We start from the raw sequence: 11,413 nt of genomic DNA, 5'->3' as shown, positions 1-11,413 counted from the left end.
AGCTGCCGGATCAGCAGCCCGCCGCGCACGTCGAAGCTGATGTCCAGCGTGGACGCGTACGCCTCGGACATGCGCACGCCGTTCAGCGGTGTGTAACTCCCTTGGTACGTCACCTCGTTCATCGACGGGTGGAAGAACAGCGTCAGATAGACGCCGGTGAGGACCAGCACGACGAAGCTGTACAGGCAGATCTCGCCGAGCAGGAAGGACCAGTGGTCGGGGAACACCTTGCGCAGGTACTTCCGGCCGAGCGTGTGGATGCCGAGCCGGCCGTCGAACCAGTCGGCGAGGCGCTCGCCCTTCCCGGGCCGCCCGACTGCGGTCACGCCGCCTCCTTCGGCAGGTGGGCGAGCTTGTCCGGGTTGGCGACGACGTAGATGCCGCGCACCCGGTCGCCCTCCGGGGTGAGGTCCAGGACCAGGACGGCGTAGGGGGCGTCGCCGTCGAACAGCACCGCCGCGTCGTCGCCGTTGACGCGCCGGTAGCGGAACACGGGGTTGCTCGGGCCGCCCCGTCCGGAGGTGAGCAGGCGGGCCACCTTGTCCCGGCCGTGCACCGGGCGCAGACTCGCCGGCCTGCGCTTGCCGCCGGCGTCCGTCCACGCCGTGACGTCCGGCGCGAGCACCTCCATCAGCGCGGCGATGTCCCCGCCGAGCGCCGCCCGAACGAACCGCTCGGTCGCCTCCCGCCGCACCCGCGGATGCGCCTCGTAGCGAGGCCGCCGCGCGTTCACATGGTCCCGGGCCCGGTGTGCCAACTGCCGTACGGCGGCGGGGGAGCGGTCGATGATCTCGGCTATCTCGGCGTGCGGGTAGCCGAACACCTCGCCCAGGACGAACACGGCCCGCTCCAGTGGGGTCAGCGACTCCAGGACCACCAGCATCGCCAGTGACACCGACTCGGAGCGCAGGGCGGGGCCGTCGGCGGTGTCGGCGCCCTCGTCGGCGACCAGGGGCTCGGGCAGCCAGGAGCCCACGTACGTCTCCTGCCTGCGGCTGATCACGGCGCGGCGCCGCAGCGCGTGGTTGACGGCCACCCGGACGAGATAGGCCCGGGGGTTGTCGACGCCGGCCAGGGGAGCGCCCCCGCCACGGGCGGTCCAGGACAGCCATGTCTCCTGCAGGACGTCCTCGGTGTCGGCGACACTCCCCAGCATGTTGTAGACGACGCCGAACAGCAGCTCGCGATGGTCGACGAACACCCCGGTCGCCTCGTCGAGCGGGGCGGCGGTGCCCGGTACGGGGATCTCGGTCATGCGTGGTCCTCCCAGAGACGCGCTCACTACTGCGAGCCGTGCCGGGCCCCGGAATGTGACATCGCGCGGTGTGATGTGATGCAGATCTCAGAGGATGACGAAGGGGGCAGCTCCTTCGGTACCGTCGCCCCTGCCCTCTGACCAGGGGGTATTTACGAGTCAGTACCCGAGCGGTACCGTGAAGGCATGCCAGCTCTCAACGTGGAGTTCAGCGACCGCGAACTTGAGGACCTGCGGCAGATCGCCAAGGAGCGCGGTACGTCCATGAAGGCGCTCGTGCGGGAGGCGGCCGCCGCCGACATAGCCCGCCACCGGGCGCTCCAGGAGGGCGCGGAGGCCTTCCGCAGGTTCTTCGCGACCCACGCCGACGAGTTCGCCGCCGCCTTCCCGGACGACGAACCGCGCGCCAAGGGCGAGGGGCGGGCTGCCTGACCGATGGCACCCGTCCTCCATATCGATGTGCCCTGGCTGCTCCAGCGCCATGAAGAGGTCCTGCCGGACCAGCCCACCATCAATGACTTCTCCGCGTTGGTGGCCGCGGTTGCCCGGCACCGTGTCGACCCGCCCCGCCTCGGCGTGAACTCCGACCCGGCCTGGCGGGCCGCCGCGCTGCTGCACACCATCACGCTGCTCCGGCCGCTGCCCTCGGCCAACGCCCGCTTCGCGTGTGCGACGGCCGTGGCGTACATGTTCGTCAGCGGCGTCGGCATCGACCCGCCCTACGGAGCCCTCGTCGACCTCGCCCGCGATCTGATGTCCGGCACGACCGACGTCTACGGTGCGGCGGACCGGCTGCGGTCCTGGCAGATCTGAAAATGTCGAAAACCGGTGCGACCGGCGCGTATGTGTTCCCGTTTCTGACTTTCTGTCAATGGGCTTGATGTTGCACAGGCGCCTTGTTGGTCGTGTGGGGGTTGTGCAAGAGTGAAACACACGTGCGGGGGGAATGGCCGGGTGTCGCACGCGTTTTGTAGACCGGGTCCGATTCGCCGTCGGTGAATTCGCACCTCCCGCGCCGCGCCAAAAAGGTACGCACCAACCGGGCTCCTTTTTCGGCGGCAGGACTTCTGTGTGTCACATGCGCGTGGGAAGGAACCATCTCAGTGCCCACCCCCCACCCCCCTCGTCCCCCGTATCCCCCGCCCGGCGGGGATCCCGGGGAATCCGATGAATCTCTCGCCGCCCCGCTGAGAGGCAGTCCGGAGGGCGGGGTCGCCGCCCATTCCGTCGCGCTGCTGATGGCGCGGCACTGGCAGCCGGTGTACGAGTACGCGGTCATCTGTCTCGCCTCGTCGGCGCGGGTCGCCGAGATGGTCACGGGAACCGCCTTCCACCGGACCCTGAACCGCCTCGCCTTCGGCGAGTCGGCCGTCGCGCTGCGCCCGGCGCTCCTGGTGACCGTGCGCGACACGGTCCGGGAGTGGTCCGGTGACGATCGAATATCCGCCGTACTGCCGGCGCTGCAGAAACCGGCCGGAGGACGCGGACTGCGCGCGGCGACGTCCATGACGCCCGAAAATCGCGTCCTCGCGGAGCGGGCATTTCAGGCACTTCCCGCAGCCGCGCGCTGTTTGCTCTGGCACGTCGAGGTGGAGGCCGATCCTTTAAGCGTCCCGGCAGGTCTGCTGGGCATGGATACCGACATCGCGTCGGCCGCAATCGAACAAGCGCGTGACACATTCCGCGAGGGTTGTGTACATGCCCACCGTGAACTCGCGCCGACCCAGGATTGCCGCTTCTACAACCGCCTCCTCGACGTTCCCATCCGCAGGGGCGGCGCCCTGCTGCCCGACGTCCAGGAGCATCTGGCGGAGTGCCGCTACTGCCGGAACGCGGCCGAACAACTGAGCCATTTCGAGGGCGGACTGGGGCCGCTGATCGCCGAAGCGGTGCTCGGCTGGGGCGTCCGCCGCTACCTCGACTCGCGCCCGGGCCGGTCCTCGCACGGGACGCGGGGCGGCCGCGCGGGCCGGCGTGGCGGAGGGCGGGGCGACGGACGGCCCGGGAGCGGACGTCACCGCCTGCTGTCCCGCATCCCCGTGCGGGTCCGCCGGGTCCAGGGCGTGCGCGTCCCGGACGCGTCGCGCTCCTCACGGGCGCTGCTCTCGGGCGTCGGCGCGGTGTCGGCCGGGGTGCTGGCGACCGTGCTCATCATCAGCGCGTCGTCCCACGACGGCGGGCAGGCCGACCCGGCCGGCTCCAACAGCGCCGCCGGCGGCAACGGCGCCGGGTCCGTGACCCCGCCCGACACGGCCGGGCTTCCGACGGCACCGGGAGTGACGCGGCTGCGCAACGCCGGCGCCGACCTCTGTCTGGACGTCCGCGACCTGCCGAAGGAGGGGTCGGGGACCCAGCTGGCGGAGTGCTCGACGGCGTGGACCCAGCAGTGGACGTACGAGGACGACGGGCTGCTGCGCAGCGTCGCCGATCCCGGCCTGTGCCTGGACTCGCACAAGGACGCCGGCGTCGTCGTCCTCGGCACCTGCGCCGAGGACGACGCCGAACGGGCCGACGACGTGCGCTACGACCTCACCGTGCAAGGGCAGTTGCTGCCCCGCTGGGACGAGCAGCTCGCCCTCGCCTCCACCAACGACGACCCCGGTGCCGACATCGTCGTCAAGGTCCGCGACCGCTCCGACGAACAGCGCTGGCAGCCGGAGCCCGTGCCGACGACGGCCGGTTCCCTGTCGATCGCGGAGGAGGAGGGCCCGGTGGCACGACAGGTGAAGGTGCCGACCGGATGAGCCAGGTGAACGCGAGCCCGGAGGTCTGAGCGGGAGTGGAGCCGGGGCCTGCGGCCGGTCCCCTCCCGGAGGGGATCGCCGGGCCCCGGCCGTCGCCGGTGTCTCAGCCCGGCTCCGCCATCAGCCCGGCCGGCCGCCGGCACCGACCGCTGGTCACGTGGCCGCTACCGACGCGCGCAGGACACGGGCCAGCTCGCGCGGCTGCGAGAACATCGGCCAGTGGCCCGTGGCCATCTCCACCAGCTCCCACTGGTCGCTCTTGAGCAGCCCGGCCACCGCCGGCATCGGCTCGTCCCCGTCGAGGAGGCACTTCACATACGTCGCCGGGAGGTCGCCCGAGGCGCCGGCGAGCACGGCCGGTTCGGTGAGCGTGGCGCCCGGATGCGGGGTCGAACCGTCGACGATCCGGGCGATCTGCTCGTCCGTCAACCCCTGCCCCGCGTAGTCCGGCGCGCCGAGCGGAGGCCAGAACCCGTCGTGGTCGGCGATCGACTGCCGTACGTGGTCGCTCGGCCAGCCCGACAGGAAGGACTCGCCGTCCACCGGCACGTTCGCGTCGACGAACACCACGCGCCGCAACCGGTCACCGATCCGCTCCGCGGCCTGCCCCACCGGTATGCCCGCGTAGCTGTGCCCCACGAGGACGACATCACGCCGGCCGAGGCGGTCCACCTCGTCGACGACGTCCCGCACGTGCGTCTCCAGCCCGGCCGCCGCGCCCTGTTTCTCGGCGAGCCCCGACAGCGTCAGCGGGTGGACGTCATGCCCGGCGGCGCGCAGCTGAGCGGCCACCTCGTCCCACGCCCACGCCCCGAGCCATGTCCCTGCCACCAGTACGAAGTTGGTCATGCCGGCAACGTAGCCGAAGGGTCTGACAGCGCCCCCTCGGCGCCGGGCCCGGTGATCGGCGGCACCGGTACCTCGACGGTCCGGGCCAGCCGCGCGCCCTCGGGCCCGTACACCGCCCGGGGTTCGGGGAACAGCCGCAGCAGCGTCAGGAACAGCACCGCCGCCACGACCAGCGACAGCGGCAGACTGATGTCGACGCCGCCCGCGAGATCGCCCAGCGGCCCGACGAACTGCCCGGGGATGTTGGTGAAGAGGACACCGAGCAGCGCCGACACCCACCAGGCGGTCATGCCCCGCCAGTTCCAGCCGTGCGCGAACCAGTAACGACCGCCGCGCTGACGGCGGTTGAAGACCTGGAGCGCCTCCGGGTCGTACCAGCCGCGCCGGGTCCAGTAGCCCAGCATCATCACGACCATCCACGGCGTGGTGCAGGTGATGATCACCGTGGCGAAGGTGGAGATGGACCGCACGAGGTCGAGCCCGAACCGGCCCGCGAAGATGAACCCGATCGACAAGGCGCCGACCAGCAGTGTCGCCCGGACCCGGGACAGTCTCGGGAACACCGACGAGAAGTCGAGCCCGGTCCCGTACAGCGCCGTCGTGCCCGTCGCCATGCCGCCGATCAGCGCGAGCAGGCAGACCGGCAGGAAGAACCAGCCGGGCGAGATCGCGAGCAGTCCGCCCACGTAGTCAGGGGCCGCCGGGTCGACGTACCGCGGTGCCTTGTGCGCGATGATGCTCGCCGTCGTCAGACCGAACAGGAACGGCAGCAGCGTCGCGAGCTGTGACAGGAACGCGGCCCCCATCACCTTCCGGCGCGACGTGCTCGCCGGGATGTAGCGCGACCAGTCGCCGAGGAACGCCCCGAACGACACCGGGTTCGACAGCACGATCAGCGCCGCCCCGATGAACGACGGCCAGAACAGGGCCGTCGTCGCCGCGTCCGCCGAGTCGGTGAAGACGCCCGCGTACGAGGGGTCGAAGTCCCCCGCGAACGCCACGGCGCCGATCAGGAACAGCGCGCTCGCCGAGGTCACCGCGATCTTGTTGACGAACAGCATGAACCGGAAGCCGTAGACGCACACGGCGAGGACCAGCACCGCGAACAGCGCGTACGCGACGGCGTAGGAGACGTCGCCCCGGTCGAGGTCGAACAGCCGGTGGGCGCCGCCGACCAGGGCGTCGCCGGAGCTCCACACCGAGATGGAGAAGAACGCGACGGCCGTCAGCAGGGAGAGGAACGAGCCGACCACACGGCCGTGCACGCCCAGGTGTGCCGAGGACGACACGGCGTTGTTGGTGCCGTTGACCGGGCCGAACACCGCCATCGGGCACAGGATCAGCGCGCCCGCGACGACCCCGAGGAGCGTGGCCGCGAGACCCTGCCAGAAGGAGAGGCCGAACAGGATCGGGAAGGCGCCGAGGACGCAGGTGGAGAAGGTGTTGGCGCCGCCGAAGGCGAGCCGGAACAGGTCCAGCGCGGTGGCGGTGCGCTCGGCGTCGGGGATGCGGTCGACACCGTGGGTCTCGACCTCCGTCAGGGACGGGGGAGACGCGGCGGGGGAGGGGGGTTCGGCGCCCGGGGGACGTTCGGCCGGCGAGGACAAGTGGGCTCCAGCGGGGACGGGGCGGTGGAGCGCGGGGTGGCGCGGCGGCATGGCGGACGGCCGCTCGCCGGCGCGTGGGTGTGCGACGGCGTGCGGATCCCGTCCTCTGGGGTGCTGCCGACGGTAGGGCGCCGGAGGCGAACGACACCAGAGGACGGTTCATCCAATCCCGGTGCTGCCAGTGGACGAATCCTCCACTTCGCAGTCACTCCTCGTCGTCGGCATCGTGGGCGTCGTCGGCGGCCCCGGTGTGCGGACCGTGGTCCGGCTCCGCGTCCGGACCCTGGGCGCGTACCCGCTGCACGTGTTCGAGGGAGTCGCGCAACTCCGTGAGCCAGTCGTCGGTGTGGCGCTGGACCAGGCGCACGCACCAGGCCAGCGCGTCACTGCGGCTGCGGGCGACGCCGCCGGCGATCAGGGTGTCGAGGACCTGGCGCTCCGGCTGGCGCAGCCGCGTCATGACGGGCGCGGCCACGTGCGTGAAGAGCGCCCGCTGCCCGCCGCACTCCACGCCCCAGGACACCTTCCGGCGGAACCGGTGCTCGGCCTCCCGGGCCACGGCCATCCGGTCCTCACGCGTGCGTTCCCGGAACTCCTGCACACGGCTCTCCAGGGCCGCTTCCCGCTCGGCGGCCGGGGCGTCCTCCGCCAGGCGGGGCTCGGGGATGCGGCCGATCACGGTGATCTCCTCGCGGTCGACCGTGATCTCGGTCAGCTCCTCGAAGAGGTCGTCGGGAAGGCGGCCGGCGAACCAGCCGCGCAGTTTCTCCCGCTGCTCATTAGTAATCATGTAATGACGATTACTCGGCCAGAGCATGAACACAAGGGGCAACGAAGCAGTCGGCCGAGAGCGGAATCGGAATGTTTCAGGCCTATTAACGAGCGTGCGGGAATCGGCCATCTGGCCGCTTCGTATCTCCGGGCGCCGTGCGGTTACGGGCTTCACGCAGCCGGATTCCGTAACTTCGCGCCACTGATTCAATACGCAATGTTACTGAAACCCGTGGGGTCGATGTGTGTTTCCGCGGCGGACTCGGCAGACTCGCGCTCGCCGCCCCGGGCACCGACCGGGCACGGGCCGGCACACCCTGTAATCGAGCGGAAGGATGCACACAATGCGGAACACCGCGCGCTGGGCCATGACCCTCGGCCTGACGGCCACCGCCGTCTGCGGACCCCTCACCGGGGCCGCGCTCGCCTCTCCGGGTCAGGCCCCCACCGCGCTCTACGCCCCGTCGGCCCTCGTCCTCACGGTGGGCCACGGTGAGAGCGCGGCCGCCGCGACTCCGGAACGCGCGGTCACCCTGACCTGTGCCCCGACAGCCTCCGGCACGCACCCGGTCGCCGGCTCCGCCTGCGCGGAACTGCGCGGCGTCGGCGGCGACATCCACGCCCTGACCGCGAGGGGCGGCGTGATGTGCACCAAGCAGTACGACCCGGTGGTCGTCACCGTCGACGGTGTCTGGCAGGGCCAGAGGGTCTCGTACGAGCGCACGTTCTCCAACGAGTGCGTGAAGAACGCCTACGGTTCCGGCGTCTTCGCGTTCTGAGAGACCGGGATCGCGCTGTTCCCGTGAGGTGCAGCGGTTCGAGGCTGGGGAGCCGGGCCGCTGTCGCGGGGACCTGCGATCTCGTACAAGGGGGCCGGCGGGCGGAGTGGGGCCGCCCGCCGGCCCCTGGGCTCACCGGCCACCGCGCACCGGGCTCAGGCCCGGTCGCGGTGGCTCGTGTCGCACCACGGATAGCGGCGGCTGCGGCGGCAGGTGCACAGGGCCACGCGGAAGCGGTCCGAGGTGACGACGGAACCGTCCTCCAGCTCCACCTCCACCGGGCCTTCCATCAGCAGTGGACCCTTGCGCTGGACCGTGACGCGGCGCGGCGCCGCGGACCGGTCAGACGGGGAGTTCGGCACGGACGACCACCAGCTCTTCCTTGTCCTCGGCGGCGGGCAGCAGCCCCCGCTCCCGCAGCCAGCGTTCCCGGCCACGCAGCACCGGGCCGAACGGGATCCGTCGCCGGCGCGTCACCGCGGCCTTCAGGCCCGACGAGCGCAGACAGCGGACGGTCAGGTCCGGGCCGCTGAGCGCGGACTGCACCAGCAGCAGCACCCCGCCCGGACGCAGCAGGTCGGGCGCCTCCCGGCAGATCCGGTCCACGACCAGCCGTCCGTCGTCGCCCGCGTCCCAGGCGCGGGCCGCGCCATGCGGCGGCCGTCCGGAGCCGTCCGGCGCCGGCACGTACGGCGGGTTGGCCAGGATCAGGTCGAACGACTCGCCGCGCACCGGGTCGAAGAGATTCCCGTGCCGGATGCGGACCGGGAGCCCCGCCCGCACAGCGTTCAGTCGCGCGGCCCACACCGCCCTCCGCGACACGTCCACGGCGGTCACACGCAAGCCTCGGCGCGCGGCCTCCAGAGCCAGGGCACCGGTGCCCGTGCCGACGTCCAGGACCTCCGCGCCCTGCGGCAGCGGCTCGTCGGACAGGGCACCGGCCAGCAGCTCGGTGTCCTCCTGCGGGGCGTACACGCCCGGGGGTACCAGTGGGTTCACGGGGTTCGAGTACCCGGCTGTTCAGGAGATATGGGCGGCTTCAGGGGCAAGCGGTGCACGCAGTGACGAACGTGACGCACGCCAGTCGGCGAGCAGCCGGGCGCCGAAGCGGTCCTCGACGAATCCGGTGGCGTCGATCCCGAACGCGACATCCGGGGCGAGGTGCGGCTCCACCTCCAGCAGGCCGCCGATGACCTCGTGGCGCACGACCTGCTCGTGGACCGCGTCGGCCTCGACGTGCTCGTCGTAGAAGTGCTCGGCCGCCCGCCCGGCGCCGGCCCGGCGCATCGCCTCGGCGAGCCGCCGCGAACCGGGCGACGAGGTGATCTCGACCGTCGCGAAGTGGCCGACCAGGGCGCCCCTGAGGGACCGGTGCAGGCCGAAGAGGGACATGAGGTTCACCGTGACCAGGGCCTCGGCGGACGCCGCGTCGAGATAGCGGCCGTACCTGGTGTCCAGGCCCAGATCCTTCATCAGGTCGGCGAACAGCCGGGCGTGCACGCGGTCGGCTCGGCCGCCGCCCCACTCGTCGAACTCCACCGCCGCCATCCCCGCCTTCGCCCGGCCCCACAGCCGCGGCAGCACCCAGGCGTGCGGGTCCGCTTCCTTCAGGTGGTAGAGGGAGCGCTGGGCCGCGTACTCGCGCAGGTGCCACAGCTCGCCTTCGTCGCGCAGGAAGTGGCTGACGCCCGAGCCGTCGACGGGCTCGACCAGGAGGTCCGCCAGCGCCTCGTCCACGCCGTCGTGGACCCGGGCGTCGGAGCGCAGGGCGGACAGGAAGCGGTGCTCCAGGGCAGCCCGGGTGCGCAGCAGGTCGGGGTCCCACTCGCGGTCGGGGGACACCCCCGCGAACCCGCGGTAGTGCAGCTCGTAGCACAGGTACAGGGCAAGCTGGAGGTCCTCGCCGTACACCGCGGCACGGGCGACGTCCTCCAGCCGGGGCAGCCGGCCCGCGCCCCGCAGGTAGGCCTCGACGCCCCTGCTCAGCGGGCCGCGCGGGGTGGGCAGTCCTGGTTCTCCACGGTCGTGCTCCATGCGCGCCGGGTACCCGGCCGGCGACCGGAGTCACCTACCCGCGTAGCACCCGCGCGGAAAGGGACTCCGGCACGTCGTGAAGGGGCCGGACCGACCCGGCCCCTCCTCTCAGTCCCCCTGGGACTCCTCCTGGGCGCGCGTGTTCGGGGTGATGGCCTCTGCGGCCTCGCCCCGGTGGCGTCGCTGCTCGGCGGAGTCCTGCGTGCGGTTCTCGGCCTCCTCGATCTCGCGCAGGACCTCCTCCAGCGCCGTCTCGGGCTTCTTGTCGGAGCCGTCGTGGTTGTCGTCCTGGGACACGGGGGTCTCCTTCCTGCGTTCGGTGCGTTCGTTCTCGTCTGCGGGGCTTCAGCTGGAGGCGGTGGCGATGCGCAGCGGCACCGGGTCGGGAGGGGCCGCCTCCTCGGTGCGGCGGGTGACCTCCGCCCACCACGCCGGTCCGTCCTCGATGTGCCGCAGCAGCACGCCCTCGCGGATCGCCCAGGGGCAGACCGTGACGGACCTGAGGCCGGTCAGTTTCATCGCGGTGTGCCCGACCACCGCCCCGGCCAGGCTCTGCGCGGCCCGCGGCGCGGAGATGCCGGGCAGCTCGGCGCGTTCGGCGGCGGGCAGGGCGGCCAGCCGCGGGATCGCCTCCCGCAGCGCCGCGCGGTGCAACTGCCGGTCCACGAACGGGCCGTGGCGTCCGGGCGCCGTACCGCACAGCCGTCCCAGCTGCTGGAACGTACGGGAGGTGGCGACCGCGGTGCGCGGGCCCTCCCAGCGGATCCGCGCCGCGACGTCCCTCAACTGGTGGCGGACCTTGCGGCGCAGCGCCCGCACCCGCTCCGGCGACGGCGGGTCCTCGTCCTGGAAGAACTCGTGGGTGAGCCGCCCCGCGCCCAGCGGCAGCGACGCCACGAAGTCGGGCAACCGGCCGCGCCCGAAGGCGACTTCGAGCGAGCCGCCGCCGATGTCGAGCAGGGCGAGCGGACCCGACCGCCAGCCCATCCAGCGCCGGGCCCCGAGAAACGTCAGTTCCGCCTCGACCTCGCCCGGCAGGGTGCACAGGTCCACGCCGGTGCGGGACCGGACGGCGTGGAGCACCTCGTGCCGGTTCGACGCGCCGCGCACCACGGCGGTCGCGAACGCCAGCGGACCGGCCGCCCCCCACCGGGTGGCGGTCCGGCTCGCCTCGGCGACCGCGTGCACCAGTTGTTCCACGGCCGGCTCCGGGATGGGTCCCCCCGGTGTGACCTGCTCGGACAGCCTGAGCCGCCACTTGGCGGTGTGCACCGGAAGCGGTACGCCACCGTCCGCGTCCGCGACCACCAGTCTGACCGTGTTCGATCCCACGTCCACCACGCTGATTCGCATGGGCCGTGGGTACCCACTTCT

Annotated in this window: 13 protein-coding genes and 1 pseudogene; 4 read left to right on the top strand and 10 right to left on the bottom strand. The window is 72.1% G+C overall.

Annotation, left to right across the window (positions count from 1 at the left end):
• Both GTY47_RS34040 and GTY47_RS34035 read right to left on the bottom strand, forming a co-directional pair.
• Positions 1–326, bottom strand: a pseudogene (locus tag GTY47_RS34040) (ubiquinol-cytochrome c reductase cytochrome b subunit); the annotation flags it as partial.
• Positions 323–1,255 carry a sigma-70 family RNA polymerase sigma factor gene (locus tag GTY47_RS34035; RefSeq protein WP_010040544.1) on the bottom strand — a complete coding sequence of 311 codons (933 nt, stop codon included), beginning with the start codon at positions 1,253–1,255 and terminating at the stop codon, positions 323–325. The gene GTY47_RS34035 and the pseudogene GTY47_RS34040, both read right to left, overlap by 4 nt.
• A gap of 186 nt (positions 1,256–1,441) precedes the next feature.
• Here GTY47_RS34035 and GTY47_RS34030 point away from each other — a divergent pair, with 186 nt between their 5' ends.
• The 3 genes from GTY47_RS34030 (at position 1,442) to GTY47_RS34020 (ending at position 3,999) form a co-directional block, all read left to right on the top strand.
• Complete coding sequence (locus GTY47_RS34030; RefSeq protein WP_029181219.1) at positions 1,442–1,687, top strand: hypothetical protein; 246 nt, start codon at positions 1,442–1,444, stop codon at positions 1,685–1,687.
• A 3-nt stretch (positions 1,688–1,690) separates the two neighbouring features.
• Complete coding sequence (locus tag GTY47_RS34025; RefSeq protein ID WP_029181218.1) at positions 1,691–2,068, top strand: hypothetical protein; 378 nt, start codon at positions 1,691–1,693, stop codon at positions 2,066–2,068.
• 290 nt (positions 2,069–2,358) lie between these two features.
• Entirely contained in the window at positions 2,359–3,999 is a 1,641-nt protein-coding gene (locus GTY47_RS34020) for an RICIN domain-containing protein (RefSeq protein WP_029181217.1), read from the top strand.
• Between the two features lie 153 nt (positions 4,000–4,152).
• Here the strand turns inward: GTY47_RS34020 and GTY47_RS34015 are convergent, their stop codons facing one another.
• The 3 genes from GTY47_RS34015 to GTY47_RS34005 form a co-directional block, all read right to left on the bottom strand.
• A complete protein-coding gene (locus tag GTY47_RS34015; protein WP_010040537.1) occupies positions 4,153–4,848 on the bottom strand; it encodes an alpha/beta hydrolase in 696 nt (231 codons plus the stop codon).
• Complete coding sequence (locus tag GTY47_RS34010) at positions 4,845–6,455, bottom strand: cytosine permease (RefSeq protein ID WP_010040534.1); 1,611 nt, start codon at positions 6,453–6,455, stop codon at positions 4,845–4,847. Before GTY47_RS34010 ends, GTY47_RS34015 begins: the two co-directional genes overlap by 4 nt.
• Positions 6,456–6,660: 205 nt before the next feature.
• A complete protein-coding gene (locus GTY47_RS34005) occupies positions 6,661–7,245 on the bottom strand; it encodes a hypothetical protein (RefSeq protein WP_010040532.1) in 585 nt (194 codons plus the stop codon).
• A gap of 325 nt (positions 7,246–7,570) precedes the next feature.
• Here GTY47_RS34005 and GTY47_RS34000 point away from each other — a divergent pair, with 325 nt between their 5' ends.
• Positions 7,571–8,005, top strand: coding sequence for a protease inhibitor (locus GTY47_RS34000; protein WP_010040531.1), 435 nt, complete (start codon positions 7,571–7,573; stop codon positions 8,003–8,005).
• A 155-nt stretch (positions 8,006–8,160) separates the two neighbouring features.
• Here the strand turns inward: GTY47_RS34000 and GTY47_RS33995 are convergent, their stop codons facing one another.
• The 5 genes from GTY47_RS33995 to GTY47_RS33975 all read right to left on the bottom strand — a co-directional run bounded on the left by GTY47_RS33995 (position 8,161) and on the right by GTY47_RS33975 (position 11,392).
• Complete coding sequence (locus GTY47_RS33995; protein ID WP_010040530.1) at positions 8,161–8,367, bottom strand: CDGSH iron-sulfur domain-containing protein; 207 nt, start codon at positions 8,365–8,367, stop codon at positions 8,161–8,163.
• Positions 8,348–9,004, bottom strand: a complete 657-nt coding sequence (locus tag GTY47_RS33990) for a HemK2/MTQ2 family protein methyltransferase (protein ID WP_040903302.1) — start codon at positions 9,002–9,004, stop codon at positions 8,348–8,350. Before GTY47_RS33990 ends, GTY47_RS33995 begins: the two co-directional genes overlap by 20 nt.
• 21 nt (positions 9,005–9,025) lie before the next feature.
• Positions 9,026–10,039, bottom strand: coding sequence for an iron-containing redox enzyme family protein (locus tag GTY47_RS33985; RefSeq protein ID WP_010040527.1), 1,014 nt, complete (start codon positions 10,037–10,039; stop codon positions 9,026–9,028).
• Positions 10,040–10,147: 108 nt separating this feature from the next.
• Positions 10,148–10,336, bottom strand: a complete 189-nt coding sequence (locus GTY47_RS33980; RefSeq protein WP_010040526.1) for a hypothetical protein — start codon at positions 10,334–10,336, stop codon at positions 10,148–10,150.
• 48 nt (positions 10,337–10,384) lie between these two features.
• A complete protein-coding gene (locus GTY47_RS33975; protein WP_010040524.1) occupies positions 10,385–11,392 on the bottom strand; it encodes a hypothetical protein in 1,008 nt (335 codons plus the stop codon).
• Positions 11,393–11,413 lie beyond the last annotated feature (21 nt).

The organism is Streptomyces sp. SID5464, from assembly GCF_009862985.1.
GTDB lineage: Bacteria > Actinomycetota > Actinomycetes > Streptomycetales > Streptomycetaceae > Streptomyces > Streptomyces chartreusis_D.
Note: the sequence above shows the minus strand (reverse complement) of the source record. Positions and strands in the feature narration are given on the sequence as shown.